The sequence below is a fragment of the Sulfuritalea sp. genome (assembly GCF_031426875.1).
Classification (GTDB): Bacteria; Pseudomonadota; Gammaproteobacteria; order Burkholderiales; family Rhodocyclaceae; genus Sulfuritalea.
The window spans coordinates 48148-66222 of sequence record NZ_JASJPC010000024.1 but is presented as its reverse complement, the minus strand read 5'-3'; the positions used below and the strand labels follow the sequence as shown (position 1 = coordinate 66222).

The 18075-nt window shown below is 61.5% G+C and carries 15 protein-coding genes; 8 read left to right on the top strand and 7 right to left on the bottom strand.

Translation table 11 applies throughout. The features are described 5' to 3' along the window. Positions 1-15: 15 nt before the first annotated feature. Entirely contained in the window at positions 16-816 is an 801-nt protein-coding gene (gene fabI / locus RMO95_RS11515; RefSeq protein ID WP_310450776.1) for an enoyl-ACP reductase FabI, read from the bottom strand. Positions 817-874: 58 nt separating this feature from the next. On the opposite strand from fabI, the gene RMO95_RS11510 reads away from it, so the two are divergent. Then, on the top strand, positions 875-3016 hold the full coding sequence (locus RMO95_RS11510; protein WP_310450775.1) for an ABC transporter substrate-binding protein: 2142 nt from the start codon (positions 875-877) through the stop codon (positions 3014-3016). Between the two features lie 52 nt (positions 3017-3068). On the opposite strand, the gene RMO95_RS11505 is transcribed toward RMO95_RS11510, so the two are convergent. The 3 genes from RMO95_RS11505 to RMO95_RS11495 are packed head-to-tail and all read right to left on the bottom strand — an operon-like array spanning position 3069 to position 5574. Continuing rightward, complete coding sequence (locus RMO95_RS11505) at positions 3069-3797, bottom strand: arginyltransferase (RefSeq protein ID WP_310450774.1); 729 nt, start codon at positions 3795-3797, stop codon at positions 3069-3071. Beyond that, complete coding sequence (gene aat, locus RMO95_RS11500; protein ID WP_310450773.1) at positions 3794-4510, bottom strand: leucyl/phenylalanyl-tRNA--protein transferase; 717 nt, start codon at positions 4508-4510, stop codon at positions 3794-3796. Before aat ends, RMO95_RS11505 begins: the two co-directional genes overlap by 4 nt. Beyond that, positions 4507-5574, bottom strand: coding sequence for an ABC transporter ATP-binding protein (locus RMO95_RS11495; RefSeq protein ID WP_310450772.1), 1068 nt, complete (start codon positions 5572-5574; stop codon positions 4507-4509). The genes aat and RMO95_RS11495 overlap by 4 nt, the downstream gene beginning before the upstream one ends. A 30-nt stretch (positions 5575-5604) precedes the next feature. On the opposite strand from RMO95_RS11495, the gene RMO95_RS11490 reads away from it, so the two are divergent. Continuing rightward, the gene (locus RMO95_RS11490; protein ID WP_310450771.1) at positions 5605-7287 is read left to right on the top strand and encodes an iron ABC transporter permease; all 1683 of its coding nucleotides are present in this window, start codon (positions 5605-5607) and stop codon (positions 7285-7287) included. On the opposite strand, the gene RMO95_RS11485 is transcribed toward RMO95_RS11490, so the two are convergent. The 3 genes from RMO95_RS11485 to RMO95_RS11475 form a co-directional block, all read right to left on the bottom strand. Next, complete coding sequence (locus RMO95_RS11485; RefSeq protein ID WP_310450770.1) at positions 7284-7523, bottom strand: CDGSH iron-sulfur domain-containing protein; 240 nt, start codon at positions 7521-7523, stop codon at positions 7284-7286. The genes RMO95_RS11490 and RMO95_RS11485 overlap by 4 nt on opposite strands. A 174-nt stretch (positions 7524-7697) precedes the next feature. Next, positions 7698-8714, bottom strand: coding sequence for a Fe(3+) ABC transporter substrate-binding protein (locus RMO95_RS11480; protein ID WP_310450769.1), 1017 nt, complete (start codon positions 8712-8714; stop codon positions 7698-7700). Between the two features lie 106 nt (positions 8715-8820). Next, positions 8821-9222 (bottom strand): C40 family peptidase, encoded by a 402-nt coding sequence (locus RMO95_RS11475; protein WP_310450768.1) that lies wholly within the window; start codon positions 9220-9222, stop codon positions 8821-8823. Positions 9223-9496: 274 nt separating this feature from the next. Here RMO95_RS11475 and RMO95_RS11470 point away from each other — a divergent pair, with 274 nt between their 5' ends. From RMO95_RS11470 to RMO95_RS11445, 6 genes are all read left to right on the top strand, one after another. Then, positions 9497-10498 carry an oxidoreductase gene (locus tag RMO95_RS11470; protein WP_310450767.1) on the top strand — a complete coding sequence of 334 codons (1002 nt, stop codon included), beginning with the start codon at positions 9497-9499 and terminating at the stop codon, positions 10496-10498. Continuing rightward, the gene (locus RMO95_RS11465) at positions 10473-12437 is read left to right on the top strand and encodes a propionate--CoA ligase (RefSeq protein ID WP_310450766.1); all 1965 of its coding nucleotides are present in this window, start codon (positions 10473-10475) and stop codon (positions 12435-12437) included. The genes RMO95_RS11470 and RMO95_RS11465 overlap by 26 nt, the downstream gene beginning before the upstream one ends. A 288-nt stretch (positions 12438-12725) precedes the next feature. After that, positions 12726-14963, top strand: a complete 2238-nt coding sequence (locus RMO95_RS11460; RefSeq protein ID WP_310450765.1) for a type I secretion system permease/ATPase — start codon at positions 12726-12728, stop codon at positions 14961-14963. Next, positions 14960-16390 carry an HlyD family type I secretion periplasmic adaptor subunit gene (locus RMO95_RS11455; RefSeq protein WP_310450764.1) on the top strand — a complete coding sequence of 477 codons (1431 nt, stop codon included), beginning with the start codon at positions 14960-14962 and terminating at the stop codon, positions 16388-16390. Before RMO95_RS11460 ends, RMO95_RS11455 begins: the two co-directional genes overlap by 4 nt. Positions 16391-16395: 5 nt before the next feature. Continuing rightward, positions 16396-17058 (top strand): response regulator transcription factor, encoded by a 663-nt coding sequence (locus tag RMO95_RS11450; protein WP_310450796.1) that lies wholly within the window; start codon positions 16396-16398, stop codon positions 17056-17058. A 92-nt stretch (positions 17059-17150) separates the two neighbouring features. Continuing rightward, positions 17151-18075 (top strand): retention module-containing protein (locus RMO95_RS11445; RefSeq protein WP_310450763.1); only part of this gene is annotated, 925 nt, incomplete at its 3' end.

Below are 18075 nucleotides of genomic sequence, written 5' to 3'. Positions count from 1 at the left end.
GCCGCTTCGCGCGGTCTAGCCCGGCAGCGGGTCGGCGTTGCCCATCGCCGTGGTGTGCGTGCCGCCATCGACGTAGAGGATTTCGCCGGTGATGCCGCTGGCGAGGTCGGACAGCAGGAAGGCGGCGGCATTGCCGACCTCGTCGATCGTGACGTTGCGGCGCAGCGGCGCGTGGTGCGCGTTGTAGGCCAGCAGTTTGCCGAAATTGCCGATGCCCGAGGCGGCCAGGGTCTTGATCGGGCCGGCGGACAGCGCATTGGCGCGGATGCCTTGCGGGCCGAGGCAGAAGGCCAGGTAGCGCGTCGCGGCTTCGAGGCTGGCCTTGGCCAGGCCCATGGTGTTGTAGTTGGGCATGGTACGCACCGCGCCGAGGTAGGTCAGTGCCAGCAGCGACGGATTCCTGCCTTTCATCAGCAGCGGTCGCGCGGCCTTGGCCAGCGCGGGATAGCTGTAGGAGGAGACGTCGTGGGCGATGCGGAAGGACTCGCGCGAGATGCCTTCCAGGAAGTCTCCTTCGATCGCTTCATTCGGGGCGAAGGCGATCGAATGCACGAGGCCGTCCAGGCCGTCCCAGTGCTTGGCAAGTTCGGCGAACACGGCGTCGATCTGCGCGTCATCGGCGACGTCGCAGGGGAAGATCGCCTGGGAGCCGAACTCGTCGGCGAATTTGGCCATGCGATCGCGGACGCGTTCGTTCTGGTAGGTGAAGGCCAGATCGGCGCCTTCGCGGTGGCAAGCCTTGGCGATGCCGTAAGCGATTGACCGGTTGGAGATCAGACCGGTGATCAGAATGCGTTTGCCAGCGAGAAATCCCATCGCATTTCCTTGGTTGAATCGGACGGCGGATTATAGCGGATCAGCTAAACTCGCCGTCATGCGTCGCGTATTCTCCTGCCTTCTGGTTCTGCTGCTCGCCGCCTGCGGCGATGCCTGGAACGACCCCTATCCGGCGGGGGATCGCGGCAGGAACATCCTCTACAGCGCCTTCACCGACCGGCCCAAGCATCTCGATCCGGTGCAGTCCTACAGCGAGGACGAGATCACGTTTACCGGCCAGATCTATGAGCCGCCGCTGCAGTACCACTATCTCAAGCGGCCCTATGCGCTGACCGCAGCCACCGCCGAGGCCGTGCCCTTGCCGCGTTATCTGGATGCACAGGGACGCGAGCTGGTCGACAGCACCGATCCGGCGAAAATCGCCTTCACCGACTATGTCATTGCGCTCAAGCCGGGTACCCGCTACCAGCCGCACCCGGCCTTCGCTCGCGCGGCGACCGGCGATTACAGCTATCACTCGCTGTCGACCACGCAACTGGCCGGCATTGCCAGCCTGAGCGACTTTTCCCGGCGCGACACGCGGGAGCTGACGGCCGAGGATTACGTCTACGGCCTCAAGCGTCTGGCGCATCCGCGGCTGCATTCGCCGATTTTCGGCCTGATGGACGACTACGTGGTCGGCTTGGGCGATCTTGCGCAGCGCCTGAAAGCCGCGAAGGACCAGCCGTGGATCGACTTGCGCGAGCACCGTCTGGAAGGCGCCGAGGTGATCGACCGCTACCGTTACCGGATTCGGGTCAAGGGCAAGTATCCGCAGTTCCTCTACTGGCTGGCGATGCCCTTTTTTGCGCCGATGCCCTGGGAAGCCGACAAGTTCCACAGCCAGCCGGGCATGGCGGAGAAAAACCTGACGCTCGACTGGTATCCGATCGGCACCGGTCCCTACATGTTGACCGAGAACAATCCGAACGCGCGCATGGTGTTGGAGCGAAATCCGAACTTCCGCCAGGAAAGCTATCCCTGCGAAGGCGAAGCGGAGGATGCGAATGAGGGCTTGCTGAAGGATTGCGGCCAGCCGCTGCCCTTCATCGACAAGGTGGTGTTCACCCGCGAGAAGGAACAGATACCTTACTGGAACAAGTTCCTGCAGGGATATTACGATGCATCTGGAATATCCTCGGATGCTTTCGATCAGGCGGTGCAGGTCACCGCCGGCGAGATCACGCTGTCGGACGACATGCGGACGCAGGGCATCGTGCTGACCACTTCGGTGGCGACTTCGAGTTTCTACATGGGCTTCAACTGGCTGGATCCGCTGGTCGGCGGTGCCGACCCGAAGACGGCGGAGGCCGCGCGCAAACTGCGCCAGGCGATTTCCATCGCGATCGACCAGGAGGAGTTCATTTCGATATTCCAGAACGGTCGCGGCGTTGCCGCGCAGGGGCCGATCCCGCCGGGTATTTTCGGTCATCGCGAAGGTTCGGCAGGCATCAATCCGCACATGTACGACTGGGTCGACGGCCACGCCCGGCGCAAGCCGATCGCCGAAGCCAGGCGCTTGCTGGCCGAGGCAGGCTGGCCCAACGGCCGTGATGCAAAAACCGGCGAGCCGCTGGTGATCAATCTCGATACGACGGCCACCGGGGTCGGCGCCAAGGCCCGCATCGACTGGCTCAACAAGCAGTTCGCCAAGATCGACGCGCAACTGGTGGTGCGCAGCACGGACTACAACCGCTTCCAGGAAAAGGTACGCAAGGGCGCGGTGCAGCTGTTCTATTTCGGCTGGAATGCCGACTATCCGGATCCCGAGAACTTCATGTTCCTGCTGCACGGCAAGCAGGGCAAGGTCAGGCATACCGGCGAGAACGCGGCGAACTACGAAAACTCCGAGTACGACCGCCTGTTCGAGCGCATGAAGGCCATGGAAAGCGGCCCGCAGCGGCAGGAACTGATCGATCGCATGACGGATATCCTGCGCCATGACGCGCCCTGGGTCTGGGGTTTCCATCCGAAGGACTACACCTTGCGCCATGCCTGGCTGACCAACCGCAAGCCGAGCAAGGTCGGTCACAACACGCTCAAGTATCAGCGGATCGATGCGGCTTTGCGCGCGCAGCGCCGCGCCGAGTGGAATCGTCCGGTGTTGTGGCCCTTGCTGCTGGTCGTGCTGGTCTTCGGCGCGGCGATCTGGCCGGCCTGGCGCGGCTATCGGCGGCGCGAGACGGCCACGGCGCGATAGGCGAGAGCCTGTTCAGCCGTCGTCGCCGTCTCGCCAACGGCAACTCTTGCGGCTATTCCTCGATCGGCTGCCACTTGCCGTGGCGCAGGGCTTCGAGCGGACGGAAACGGGACTTGTAGGCCATCTTGCGGCTGTCGCGGATCCAGTAGCCGAGATACAGCCAGGGCAGGCCCACATGCTGGCACTGCGCAATTTGCCAGAGGATGGCGAATGTACCGTAGCTGGCATTGGTGATGTCGGGGTCGTAAAACGTATAGACCGACGAGAGTCCGTCGCTGAGCACGTCGATGATGCTGACCACGCGCAGGATGCCGTTTTCGCGAAACTCGATCAGGCGGCTGTCGACATGGGTCTGCAGCAGGAAGTGCGCGTACTGGTCGCGGCTGTCCTGATCCATGCCGCCGCCCGAGTGGCGGGCGGCCTGGTAGTGCTGGTAGAGCTGATAGTGTTCCTCGCGAAACGTCAGGCTGCATTCGCGCGCGACGAGCCCGCCATGCTGGGCCAGGGCGCGGCGCTGGCTGCGGTTGGGTATGAACTCCGCGACGTTGAGCCGCACCGGCTGGCATTCGCGGCAGGCATCGCAATAGGGCCGGTAGGTGAACACGCCGCTGCGCCGGAAACCCGCGCGCACCAGTTCGCTGTAGGTGGCGCTGTCGATCAGGTGGGTGGGTGTGGCAACCTGGGAACGGGCGATGCGCCCGGGCAGGTAGGAGCAGCCGTAGGGAGCCGTGGCATAGAACTGCAGCAGCGGAAACGGCGGCAGGTCGCGCAGATGCGTCATGGCCGTTGCCTGAAATGACCGTCGATCGCCGCCGCCGGCCAGCGTCCCGCTGCATCGTCGTGCGCGCACAAGGCCTCCAGCCGCGCGGCAAAATCGCAGCGGGGGATGGGGCGGGCGCCGAGCGAGGCGAGATGTCTGGTTTCCATTTGGCAGTCGATTATGCCGAATCCGCGCAGTTTGAGGTAAGCGCACAAATGGGCGAGGGCGATTTTCGAGGCATCGCGCGCGTCGGCGAACATCGATTCGCCGTAAAAGGCTTGGCCGATGGCGATGCCGTAGAGGCCGCCGGCGAGTTTGCCGTCGATCCAGGTTTCCACGCTGTGCGCATGGCCGAGGCGGTGCAGCTCGCGATAGGCTTGCTGCATCTCCGGCGTGATCCAGGTGCCGGACTGCCCTGCGCGCGGCTTGCGGGCGCAGGCGCGGATCACCTCGCCGAAGGCGGTATCAAGGCGCACTTCGTAGTCGGCATTGCGCAGGGTTTTCGCCAGCGAGCGTGAAATCTTCAGCTCGTCGGGAAACAGCACCATGCGCGGATCGGGGCTCCACCAGAGAAGGGGTTCGCCGGCCGAGAACCAGGGGAAGATGCCGCGCCGGTATGCGGCGAGCAGCCGCTGTGGGCTCAGGTCGCCGCCGGCGGCGAGCAGGCCGTTGGGTTCGCTGAGCGCCGTCGCCACCGGTGGGAACAGGTGTGCTTCAGGCAGCCAGGGGATCATCGGCCCTGTGGAAAGGTGACGACGTGGTCGACATCGAGCCGGATGCCGATGCTTTCGCCTATCGCATGGTTGTGGTGGGACGGGACCAGCGAGAGTACCTGCGCGCCGGACGCGAGGCGTAGCGTGTAGAGAAATTCCGCGCCGCGGAAAGCCTTGGCGACGACTTCGGCCTTGACTTGGCTGGCATCGTCGTGGATCACGTCGTCGGGGCGCAGCAGTACGTCGAGCCGGCAGCTGCGCTGGCACTCGAAGCAGCTCGAAGCGCATTCCATCGGCACTTCCGAATCGAGCCGGCCCAGTTCCACCTCGACGACCTGGCGGGACAGCACTTCGCCGGGCAGGAACACGCCCTGGCCGATGAAATCGGCAACGTGGCGTGTGGCCGGGCGGTGATAGAGATTGTAGGGCGTGTCCCATTGCTCGATCCGGCCTTCGCGCATGATGCCGACCATGTCGGCGACGGCGAAGGCTTCGTTCTGGTCGTGGGTGACCAGGATCGCCGCCATGCCGGCGCGCTTGAGGATGTCGCGGACCTCGAGCGAGAGGCGTTCGCGCAGTTCGACATCGAGATTGGAGAAGGGTTCGTCGAGCAGCAGCAGATGCGGTTGCGGCGCCAGGGCGCGGGCCAGCGCCACGCGCTGCTGCTGGCCGCCGGACAGTTCGTGTGGATAGCGTTCGCCGCGTTTGGCCAGCCCGATCAGTTCCAGCATTTCATCGACGCGTTGGCGTCGCGCCGACGCCGACTGTCCGCGCAGGCCGAAGCCGATGTTGTCGGCCACCGAAAGATGTGGGAACAATGCGTAATCCTGAAACACCATGCCGATGCGTCGCGCTTCGGCGGGGATATGGGTTTTTTCGCTGGCAATCGTCACGCCATTGAGGCGGATACTGCCCGCCGCAGGCATTTCGAAGCCCGCGATCAGCCGCAGCATGGTGGTCTTGCCGCAGCCCGAAGATCCCAGCAGGCAGGCAATCTCACCCTGCGCCAGATTGAAGGACAGATCACGCACCACGGCCTGCTTGCCGTAGGCATGACTGACACGGTCTACTTCGAGCAATGACATGATCGTCGCGTAGATTGCGGCTTGTGGAGAATGAGTCTCAATTATAATCGGCTGGCCGTGGCTCGTTCATTCTCCACCTCACCTCTTTCCGCCTTCGCCTTCGCGCTCGCTGTTCTGGTCGCGCTGCCTGTGCTCGCCGTTGGCGCCAATTTGCTCGCCGGCGGCACTGGGGAAACCTGGCGTCATTTGATGAGCACCGTGCTGCCCGAGTATGTGGCGAATTCGGTCTGGCTCTGCCTTGGGGTCGGCATCGGCGTCGCAGCGATGGGCACCGGGGCCGCCTGGCTGGTGGCCTTGAACGACTTTCCCGGCAGGCGCGTCGCGGAATGGGCACTGCTGCTGCCGATGGCGATGCCCGCCTATGTGCTGGCCTACACCTATACCGATTTCCTGCAGTTCGTCGGCCCCATACAAACCGGGCTGCGCGAGAGCTTCGGCTGGAAAATGGGCGACTACTGGTTTCCCGATGTGCGTTCGCTCGGCGGCGCCATTGTGCTGTTTTCCTGCGTGCTTTATCCCTATGTGTACTTGCTGGTGCGCACCGCCTTTCTCGAACGCGCCGGCGGCATGATCGAGGCGGCACGCGCGCTCGGCCTCAATCCCTGGCAGGGGTTCTGGCGCGTTTCGATTCCGCTGGCGCGTCCGGCCATCGCCGCCGGCATGGCGCTGGCATTGATGGAGACCTTGGCCGATTACGGCACGGTGGCCTACTTTGCGGTGGAAACCTTCACCACCGGCATCTATCGCGCCTGGTTCTCGCTGGGTGACCGCGTTGCCGCGGCACAGTTGGCCGCGGCTCTGCTCGGCTTCGTCGCGCTGCTGATCCTGCTGGAGCGTATCAGCCGCGGCCGCGCCCGCTATCACGACAGCAGCGGTCGACGTCGCGCCACGCGTCAAGTGCTGACCGGCTGGCATGCGCTGCTGGCGCAGATCGGCTGCGCGATTCCGGTGCTGATCGGCTTTGGCTTGCCGGCGGTGCTGCTGCTGCGTTTGTCGCTGGGCGATGCCGGCGAAGATGCCGGCAGCTTTACCGGGCGCTTTCTGGTATTGGCGAGGAACAGCTTTTCGCTGGCGGCACTGACCGCCGGGCTGGCTGCGCTGTTGGCGCTGCTGCTCGGCTTCGCCGCGCGCGATGGGCACAAGCTGCCGAGATTGGCGAGCCGCGTCGTCGGTCTCGGCTATGCGGTGCCGGGCTCGGTGATCGCCGTCGGCGTGCTGATTCCGGTGACCCGGCTCGATCATTTGCTGGCCGGCCTCTGGCAGCAAATGACCGGGGCCAATCCGGGCCTGATTCTGACCGGGGGCATCGCCGCACTGGTGTATGCCTATCTCGCGCGTTTCCTGGCGATTGCGCTGCAGACCGTGGAGGCCGGGTTGGGTCGCATCACGCCCAGCATGGAGTCGGCGGCGCGCAGCCTCGGCAGCGGTCCGGGGGAAACCCTGCGCCGCGTCCATCTGCCGTTGATGCGCGGCAGCCTGCTGACTGCCTCGCTACTGGTGTTCGTCGACGTCATGAAGGAACTGCCGGCTACTCTTGTGATGCGTCCCTTCAACTTCGACACGCTGGCGACGCAGACCTTTACCCTGGCGGCCGACGAGCGCCTGGCCGAAGCTTCAGGCGCGGCGCTGGCCATCGTCGCGGTCGGCCTGCTGCCGATCATCCTGCTGGCCCGGCAGATTGCCGCCGGGCGCAGCGAGGTCAGTTCCTGCTAGAGCGACTTGTGGGTTCCGTCGCACAGCGCGCCGTTGGCGCTGTGCTTGCAGCCGCAGAAATACACGGTCTTGCTCTCTGCGGCGGTGTACTTGACCGGATTGAATTCCGAACCCTTGTGGCTGCCGTCACAAAACGGTTGCGACTTGCTCTTGCCGCAGGCGCACCAGTAGTAATCCTTGCCCTTCTCTACATCGACGGCGAAGGGGTTTTTTGCGGCGATCTCTGGCTTGGACATGCTGTTCTCCGGTTCTGGTTGGCGAAGACCGGACTATAGAGACATTCGTCATGGCAAGAAATCCCGGTTCAGGAACAGATTGTTTCGTTCGGATGAACAGTGGCCGACAAGAGTTGGCGCTGGCGCTACGGCGATCGATCGGCCTCTATGCGCCCAGAGGCCGATCGATAGTGGCTATTTCCAGCCGGCGCGGTCGTAAATTCGCTGTGCGGCGGCGGAATTCTTCGCCAGGGTGGCGACCGGCAAGCTGTCGGCCTTGAACTTGCCCATGGCTTCCAGCGCCGGGTTCTTCACCGCGACGCTGGCGACGGCGGGCCATTCATTGTTGCCGTCGGCGAAATAGCGCTGCGCATCGTCGCTGGCCAGGTATTCGAGGAACTTGACCGCCGCTTCCTTGTTCGGAGCCGTCTTCAGCATGCCGCCGCCGGAGATGTTGATGTGGGCGCCAAAGCTTTTCTGGTTCGGCCAGATGATGGCGACGCGCTCCATCAGGCGGCGATCTTCCGCCTTGTCCGAGCGTAGGAGGCGGGCCAGGTAGTAGCTATTGGACACCGCCACGCCGCATTCGCCGACGGCGACGGCCTTGATCTGGTCGGTGTCGCCGCCTTTCGGCGAGCGTGCGAAGTTGGCGACGACGCCACGCGCCCACTCCTCTGCTTTGGCTTCGCCCAGGTGTGCGACCAATGAGGCCATCAGCGAGATGTTGTAGGGGTGACTGCCCGAGCGCGAACAGACCTTGCCCTTCAGCTTGGGACTGGCGAGGTCTTCGTAATTTTGTGCATCTTCGGCCTTGACCAGTTCCTTGTTGGCAACAATGACGCGGGCTCGGGTCGAGAAGGCAAACCAGTCCGGGCTGCGCAGATTGGGCGGAATGCGCTGCTCCAGCAGCTTGGACTTCACCGGTGCAAAAAGACCCAACTCGTCTGCCTTGGCAAGGCGCGCTGCATCGACCGTGAGGAAAATGTCGGCCGGACTGTTGGCGCCCTCGTTGCGGATGCGTTCGAGCAACTCGTCTTCCTTGGCTTCGATGCGGTTGATCTTGATGCCGGTCTGCCGGGTGAAATTGGCATAGAGCGCTTCGTCCGTCTGGTAATGGCGGGCCGAGTAGAGATTGAGGACTTTTTCCTGTGCCGAGGCAGTGGCAGTTACGCTGAGAGCAAGCAAGGCGAGAAGCAGGCGAGATAGGTTCATAGTGTTCAGTTCCAGGCCGAGTTGAGATTCTTAAGAATTGTATTAAGAATCATTCGCAATATCAAGTCAAAATAAAACCAGCGCGCGGCTGGTATCTGGACAGGTGCTAGGGCTGGTCGGGATTAACGCGACGAGCTCCATTGAAGCGTTTTTTCCAGTAACCCTCGCTCAGGTCTTCGATGCGGACATGTCCGCCGCTGCGCGGTGCATGGACAAACTGGTTGTTGCCGAGATAGATGCCGACGTGGGAGAAGGCGCGGCGCATGGTATTGAAGAAGACCAGGTCGCCGGGGCGGAGCTCGTCCCGGCCGATGGGGTCACCTGCCTTGCTCATTTCCTTGGAACTGCGCGGCAGTACCAGCCCCAGGCCTTCGCGGAAGACATGACTGACGAAACCGGAGCAATCAAAACCGGCTTCAGGCGAACTGCCGCCGCGCCGATAGCGGATGCCGAGCAGATCCATGGCCTGATCGATGGCACCCTGTGCAGTTGCCGTGGCGCGGTCCACGAAGGACACCTGCGATGGCGGTGGAACCAGAATCGGTTCGTCGGCATGAGCACAGGGGGAGATCAGCACGGCGGCGAGCAGAAAAGCTCTCACCGCATGGATGGGTAGGCCTTGCATGGGGGCGGACTATAGCCCCGACCGGGATAGGCTGTAAACCCCACATTACATGCTGATTCAGGGTCTTGTAAGTCTCGGCTGTCTATAATCGATCGCTCCAGTCCGAATACGACAATAAAATCGGGTGCTGTCAAGGCTCGAATTCGAGGAGATTACCGTGAGTTTCAAGGCTTACCTGATCAATCAGGAGGAAGGCAAGATTGTCAGCCGATTCGTCGACCTGGACGAGTCGCAACTTGATCCCGGCGAAGTCACCATCGACGTGACTCACTCCAGCATCAACTATAAAGACGCCCTGGCGGCGACCGGGGCGGGACGCATCATTCGACGCTTTCCCTGTATCGGCGGCGTCGATCTCGCCGGCCGCGTAAAGGCCAGCACGGATCCCCGTTTCAAGGCCGGCGACGAGATCCTGGCCACCAGCTACGACATCGGTGTGGCACACCATGGCGGTTATGCGGAACAGGCGCGCCTGCCGGCCGACTGGGTAGTCAAGCTGCCGCCCGGTCTTTCCTTGCATGACGCCATGGCTTTGGGTACCGCTGGCTTCACGGCGGGATTGGCAGTGGTGCGCATGGAGCACGACGGATTGGCCCCGGACAAGGGGCCGGTGGTGGTGTCGGGCGCCACCGGCGGGGTCGGCAGCATTGCGATCGAAATACTTGCCAAGCGCGGCTATCACGTCGTCGCCCTGACCGGCAAGGAGGCCGAGAGCGACTATCTGAAAGGCCTGGGAGCCAAGGAGGTGCTGCTGCGCCAGTCGCTCGACCTGGCCAAGATCAAGCCGCTGGCCAAGGAAACCTGGGCCGGCGCGGTCGACAATCTGGGCGGCGATGTGTTGGCCTGGATGGCCAGCACCATGCAGGTGGGCGGAACGCTGGCCTCGATTGGCCTCGCCGCAAGCTTCAGCCTGAACACCACGGTCATGCCTTTCATCCTGCGCGGCGTCAGTCTGCTCGGAATCGATTCGGTAAATTGTCCTATGGCGCTGCGGGCGGAAGTGTGGCGACATCTTGCGACGGACATGCGCCCGGCCCATCTGGCACCTGGCTCGGACCGGATGATCCGCGACATTGCATTCGCCGATTTGCCATCGGCATTTGACGACTATATCCAGGGGCGGGCCAAAGGCCGTGTCGTGGTCAATATTGCGGCCTGAAGTCAGCAAGCGTTTACCCTTACAAAAAAATTCAGCGAGGAATGTCATGGGAAAATACAGCGAGTTTTACAAGCGTTCCATCGAGCAGCCCGAGGCCTTTTGGGCTGACGAGGCGAAACTTGTCGATTGGCACAAGTCGCCACAGACGATCCGCGATTACAGCAAGCCGCCGTTTGTAAAGTGGTTCTCCGGCGGCGAAATCAACCTCTGTTACAACGCCGTCGACCGCCATGCCGCCAAGCGCCCCAATGACCGCGCACTGATCTACGTCTCGACCGAGACCAACGAGGAGAAGATCTACACCTTCGCCGAGTTGAAGGCGGAAGTGATGCGCATGGCGGCGCTCATGCAGTCGCTCGGCGTGGTCAAGGGCGACCGCGTGCTGATTTATATGCCGATGATCGCCGAGGCGACCTTTGCCATTCTTGCCTGCGCGCGCATCGGTGCCATCCATTCGGTGGTGTTCGGCGGTTTCGCCTCGGGTTCGCTGGCAACTCGCATCGACGACGCCAAGCCCAGGCTGATCGTGTCGGCGGATGCGGGCATGCGCGGCGGCAAGGCGGTGCCCTACAAGAATCTGCTCGACGAGGCCTGCAAGTTGGCCGAGTTCCCGCCCCAGAAGGTGTTGATGGTCGACCGCGGCCTTGACCAGAACTTTCCGAAGATTGCGGGGCGTGACGTCGATTACTCCAGTCTGCGCACCCAGCACATGGATGCCCAGGTCGACTGCGTCTGGATGGAATCCTCCGAGCCGTCCTACATCCTCTACACGTCGGGTACCACCGGCAAGCCCAAGGGTGTGCAGCGCGACACCGGCGGCTACGCAGTCGCCCTGGCATCGTCCATGAAGCATATTTTCACCGGCTTCGAGGGCGAGACGATGTTCTCCACCTCCGACATCGGCTGGGTGGTCGGCCATAGCTACATCGTCTACGGTCCGCTGATCGCCGGCATGTGCACCGTGATGTACGAAGGCACGCCGATTCGTCCGGACCCCGGAATCTGGTGGCAACTCGTCGAAAAATACAAAGTCAGCGTCATGTTCTCGGCGCCCACTGCGATTCGCGTGCTGAAGAAGAGCGACAACAGCTGGCTGCACAAGTACGACCTGTCTTCGCTGAAGCATCTGTTCCTCGCCGGCGAACCGCTGGACCAGCCGACCCACGAATGGATCATGGGCGAATTGAAGTTGCCGGTGATCGACCATTACTGGCAGACCGAATCCGGTTGGCCGATGTTGTCCGCCGTGCGCGGCGTCGAGGACACCAAGATCAAGTTCGGCACGCCGAGTTTCCCGGTTTATGGCTACGATTTGCGCATCTTCCGCGAAGACGGCACGGTGTGCGACGCCAATGAAAAGGGTATCGTCGGCATCGTCCCGCCGTTGCCGCCGGGTTGCCTGTCCACCGTGTGGGGCGACGACGAGCGCTTTGTCAGTACCTATTTCAGTCTGTTCAAGGAACCGCTGGTCTACTCCTCCTTTGACTGGGGCATCAGGGACGAGGAGAACTATCATTACATTCTCGGCCGCACCGATGACGTCATCAACGTTGCCGGCCATCGTCTTGGCACGCGCGAGATCGAAGAGGCGGTACAAGGCCACACAGCGGTCGCCGAAGTCGCGGTGGTGGGCGTCAATGATCAGTTGAAGGGTCAGGAACCGGTCGCCTTCGTGGTGGTCAAGGACGCGGCGCGGGTTGCCACCCTTGAATTGCGTACCGCGCTGGAGGCGGAGATCAAGAAAGCGGTCGACAACAGTCTGGGTGCCATTGCACGGCCGAAACGGATTCATTTCGTTACGGGCCTGCCCAAGACACGCTCGGGGAAGATGCTGCGCCGGTCGATTCAGGCATTGGCCGAAGGACGCGATGCGGGCGACCTGACCACGATCGACGATCCGTCGACCCTGGAACAGATCAAGGCGGCGCTGGCGGGCTGAGATCGTTTGATGACGGGCGCTTTCGCACCCAGCGTTTGAGTTCGTCGTCAAGCCGTTCTGCGAACAAGTGGATGGCAGTCGCCAATTTGGCGCGCAGGCTGCACAAAGTGTGAAAGTGCGGCTCGCCTGTCTGCGATCTGACATGATGTAGTGATTCATCGCTTTATGCGCGACGACTCGCAATCGGAAGGTTTGAAGGCATAATCCATACTTCTCTGTACGGTATTGGCGGGAATCTAATATGGATGGATCCGCGCGAGCTTTTCGACGGCCTGAAGCGAGGTGGACATGAGTCCAGGTGCCAAGTGGGATGGTGCCGATCGCCGCCAAGGCGATGATCCGGACTATGCTGGTCCGGAACGGCGTCTCGGGCTGTACGCGCGAGTCGATGGGGTCCGCGAGGATCTGCTTCACCACGATCCCCTGCTCGATTGCCTGGTCGAGCTGACGCGCATACATGGACGACCGAGTACCCCCGCGGCACTGACGGCTGGTTTGCCCCTGCCTGCCGAGGGATTGACGCCTTCCCTGTTTGTTCGTGCGGCGCAGCGGGCGGGGTTCGCCAGCAAGCTGGTACGGCGTCCTCTGGACAAGATAGACGTGGCCTTGCTGCCCGTCATCCTGCTACTCAATGGCAATGAAGCCTGCATTTTGCTGGACTGGGACGAGGACGGCGGCAACGCCAGATTGCTGTTCCCGGATACCGCTCAGGGTGCGGTATTGCTGTCGCGTGAAACTCTGGCGGCACGCTATGCGGGCATTGCGCTGTTTGCCCGGCCACATTTCCGCTTCGATCAGCGCACGCCGGAGGTAGTCGAAGTCGCCCAGCGGCATTGGTTTTGGGGCGCGATCATGGAACAGTTACCGGTCTATCGCGACATTCTGGGTGCCGCCGCCCTGGTGAATGTCTTTGCGCTGGCGATGCCGATATTCACCATGAACGTGTATGACCGCGTGGTGCCCAACAACGCGGTCGAGACGCTGTGGATGTTGGCTGGGGGATTGTTACTGGTGCTCGGTGTCGACTACGCCATCCGCTTGTTGCGGGGACACTTTGTCGATCTGGCCAGTTCCCGGATCGACCTGAAGTTGTCGGCTCTGATCATGGAGCGCGTGTTGGGCATGCGACTGGCCGATCGTCCGGCATCGGTGGGGTCCTTCGCTTCCAATTTGCGTTCGTTTGAGACCGTACGGGATTTCATCGCCTCGGCCACCGTGACCGCCGTGATCGATCTGCCGTTCGCGATACTTTTTTTATTGGTCATTCTCTGGATATCCTGGCCGCTGGTGATCCTGCCGATACTCGGCATCATTGGGGTGCTGATCTATAGCTACGTGATCCAGTACAAGATGCGCGAACTGTCGGAAACCACTTTCCGCGCCGCGGCCTTGCGTAATGCCACATTGGTGGAAAGCCTGACGGCCCTGGAAACGATCAAGGCCAACGGAGCCGAGGGCCTGATGCAGGCGAAGTGGGAAAAGACAGCGGCGTTTCTGGCGCGGACCAGCGCCCGCCTGCGACTGCTTTCCTCGTCCGCCATGAACGGAGCCGCGACGCTGACGCAGCTGGTTAGCCTGACGATAGTCATCGCCGGGGTCTATCTGATACACGAGCGTTGGCTCACAATGGGTGGGCTGATTGCCTGCACCATGCTTGCTGGTCGCGCCATGGCGCCATTGGGCCAGGTGGTGGGTTTGCTGATGCAATTCGAGAATGCCAAGATGGCTCTCTCTGCGTTAGAGACGACCATGACGACGCCGGGCGAGCGCTCGGAGGAAAGTTCGTTTATTCATCGCCCTGAAATTCGCGGTGAAATCGAATTTCGTAATGTCAGCTTTTCTTATCCTGGCCACACTCAAGAAGTGTTGCGCGGTGTTTCGTTTCGCATCAGACCTGGCGAACGAGTGGTTGTGCTCGGGCGGGTCGGATCGGGCAAGACCACTTTGCACAAGCTGATGCTGGGGCTCTACCAGCCAACGGAAGGGGCGGTTTTCCTCGACGGCGTCGATTTGCGGCAGCTAGATCCTGCCGATTTACGGCGCAATGTCGGTTATGTTGAGCAGGATACGCTGCTGTTCTACGGCAGCCTTCGGGATAATATTGCTTTGCGTGCTCCTTACGCCGACGATCTGGCAATCGTCACTGCGGCCGAAGTCGGCGGTCTGACGGATTTCGTCAATCGGCACCCCGAAGGTTACGACATGGTAATCGGGGAGCGCGGCGCTTCGCTGTCCGGCGGCCAGCGCCAGGGCGTTGCGATCGCCCGTGCTGTACTGCTTGATCCACCGGTGTTGCTGCTCGATGAACCGACCAGTTCCATGGACTTCACCTCGGAAAGCCAGTTCAAGGAAAGCCTGCGTCGCTTCATGCAACACAAGACCATGATCATCGTGACCCACCGCATGAGCCTGATTGATCTGGCTGAGCGGATGATTGTTATCGACGACGGCAAGATCGTGACCGACGGCCCCCGGAAGCAGGTGGTCGAGTCGCTCCAGTCCGGGCGGGTTGGGAGGGCGACATGAGCCTTGAGGCTTTGGCGCAACGATTCTTGGGTGTGGTTGGCCGCGTTCGGAACTGGCTCGAAGTGATCCGGTTGCGGGTGCAGCCGAGCGTGGACCGCTGGTTGGCCGACTGGGAAGAGAATCCGGAAATTCGTGAGGCGGATTTTGTCAAGGATGCCGACTACTTCATGATCCACCAGGAGCCGTTGCGGGCTCGGGTATTGGTCAGGACCATCTTGATTGCACTGGCGCTGTTCGTCATGTGGACGGCGGTCGCCCTGGTCGACGAGATCACCAAGGCCGACGGCAAGGTGATTCCATCAAGTCAAATACAGATACTGCAGAGCCTGGACGGCGGGATCGTGGTTGAAATCAACGTCACGGAAGGCCAGGTTGTCGATGCGGGACAAATTCTATTGCGCGTCGACCCGACGCGCTTCGAGTCATCGGTACGTGAGAATCGTTCGCAGTACCTTGCGTTGACAGCAAAGGCCGCACGTTTGCGTGCATTGGCCGAAGGATTGCCTTTCGTTCCTCCACCGGAAGTGCTGGTTGAGGACCCGAAAACGGTTCAGGATGAACAGCGTCTGTATGAAACTGCGCGGTCGAACGTCGAGGCACAGATATCGATCGCTCGTCAGCAATTGGTGCAACGCCAGCAGGAACTCTCGGAAATGCGTGTCAAACGCGAACAAGCCTCCCAAGCATATGAACTTACGGCCAAGGAATTGACGCTTACCAAACCGTTAATCAATTCGGGGGCGGTATCCGAAGTCGAATTACTGAGGTTGGAGCGAGATACGACTCGTTTCAGGGGTGAGCGTGACATGGCCGCAGCACAGATATTGCGCTCGCAAGCGGCGATGGCGGAGGCGTCACGCAAGATCGAGGAGATCGAATTGAACGCCCGCAACGAAGTGCGCAAGGACCTTGGCGACACCATGGCCAGACTCAACGCCTTTACCGAAGGTGGAGTGGCTCTCGCCGACAAGGTGAAGCACGCTGCAGTACGCTCGCCGGTCAAGGGTACCGTCAAGCGGCTTCTGGTGAACACGGTGGGTGGGGTTGTACAGCCCGGGAGAGACTTGATCGAGGTTGTGCCACTCGACGACGCATTGATTCTGGAAGCCAAGGTCGCCCCGAAGGACATCGCTTTTTTGCGTCCCGGCCAGCCGGCCATGGTTAAGTTCACTGCCTATGATTTTTCCACATATGGTGGCCTCGAGGCGAAACTGGAGCATATCGGCGCAGATTCGATCACGGATGAGAAAGGGAATACCTTTTTTCTCGTCAAGGTGCGTACCAACAAGTCCTCTCTCGGTGCCAATTTGCCTATCATCCCCGGAATGGTTGCCGAGGTGGATATCATCACCGGGCAGAAGAGCATTCTTGCTTATCTGCTGAAGCCGGTGCTCAGAGCCAAGCAGGGGGCGCTGACTGAGCGTTGAATGCAGTGCCGTCTCGTTCATCTCGCCCCATTCAGCATCTTTTTGTGTCTCCGTCGGGAGCGGCGTTGCCGCGCTGGTTGCAGGCGTTTCCGTCGGCGGCGGTAGCCTGTCCTGGAGCTTCGATCAAACTGCCATCTGCTGCGGCACTCGTGTGGCTGAGACTTGATGATGGCCCCCCGGCGCTGGAGCAGTTGACCGCACTGCGCAAGGCAGTCGGCGCTACCCGCATTATCGTGCTGGCGAATCGTCCTGACAGCGAAGAAGCGCTCGCCATGTTTTCAGCCGGTATTCGCGGCTACTGCAATGCGCACGCAACAGCGCCGAATCTGCGTCAGGTCGCAAATGTTGTCCGGGCTGGTGGATTATGGATTGGTGAAGCGCTGATGCAGAGGTTGCTTGCATCTACTCAGGCAGCCATGGCAAGAATTCCGACAGCTAAGTTGCCGCTGAACGAACCTCACCGCGTTGACCATTTGCCTGCCTTGACCAGACGTGAGCAGGAAGTAGCTCGCTCGGTTGCCAGGGGTTCCAGCAACAAGGAAATCGCCCGTCAGCTGGATATCACCGAACGTACGGTGAAAGCTCACGTAGGTTCTGTGTTCCGGAAACTCAATGCGCGGGACCGACTACACCTTGCCTTGATCATCAACGGCCAACGGCCGACCTGATTCCCCCGATACTGTCCTTTGGTCCAATAGCGGGTGTTGCTTCCTGCAGGTAGAGTCACGAGCATTCCATAGTCTCGTGCGGAGCAATCATCATGGCTGAATCAGGCGCATTTGTTGGCAAGGTCTCGTTGGTTCAGGGACAGGTCTCCGCCAAGGGGCTCGACGGTGCGACGCGCCTGCTAAAGGTCGGTGATCCGGTGTACGAGGGGGATGTGATCCAGACCTCTGAAGCCGGTCGCGTCGAGTTGGCCCTTAATGACGGTACTGCCTACTTTCTCCGCAATCGGGAAGCTGTCACGCTGGACGACATGGTACTTGGTGGCCGGATACTGGATGCAAAGGAGGCTGCCCTTTTGCCGCAACGTGCTGGCGAACTGGATGATATTTCCCGCGCGATTGCAGAAGGTAATAGCCTCGACAGACTTCTGGAAGAAACTGCCGCAGGTCGTGCGGGAATTGTTGGCAATTTGGATGATAGCCATTCGTTTGTTCAGTTGTTGCGTATTGTCGAGGCCATTGATCCTTTGGGGTACGCATTTGGAATCAGGGATGGAGGACGGCTGGGCGACATTCCTGGCGAAGACGTCTTAGGTGCCGAGGAGAATGCGGAACGAGGTTTTGGGAACGCGCCGATAGGGGAGGTGCCTGAGACGACCATCGTGACCCTGACCGCCTCGGCGGCGAGCGTGACCGAAGGCGGCAGCATCATCTACACCGCGACGGTGAACAACCCGGTCACCGGCAGCCCGCTGGTGGTCACCCTGGACAACGGCAAGATCATCACCATCGCCGTGGGCGACAGCACCGCCGACAGCACCGCCTACACCGTGCGCGCCGACGACGCCTACCTGCAGGGCACCGACACCCTGACGGTCGGCATCACCAGCGCCACCGGCGGCAACTTCGAAGCCAAGACGATCAGCAGCACGGTCAGCACCGACGTCACCGACGATGCCGATGCCACCATCGTGACCCTGACCGCCTCGGCGGCGAGCGTGACCGAAGGCGGCAGCATCA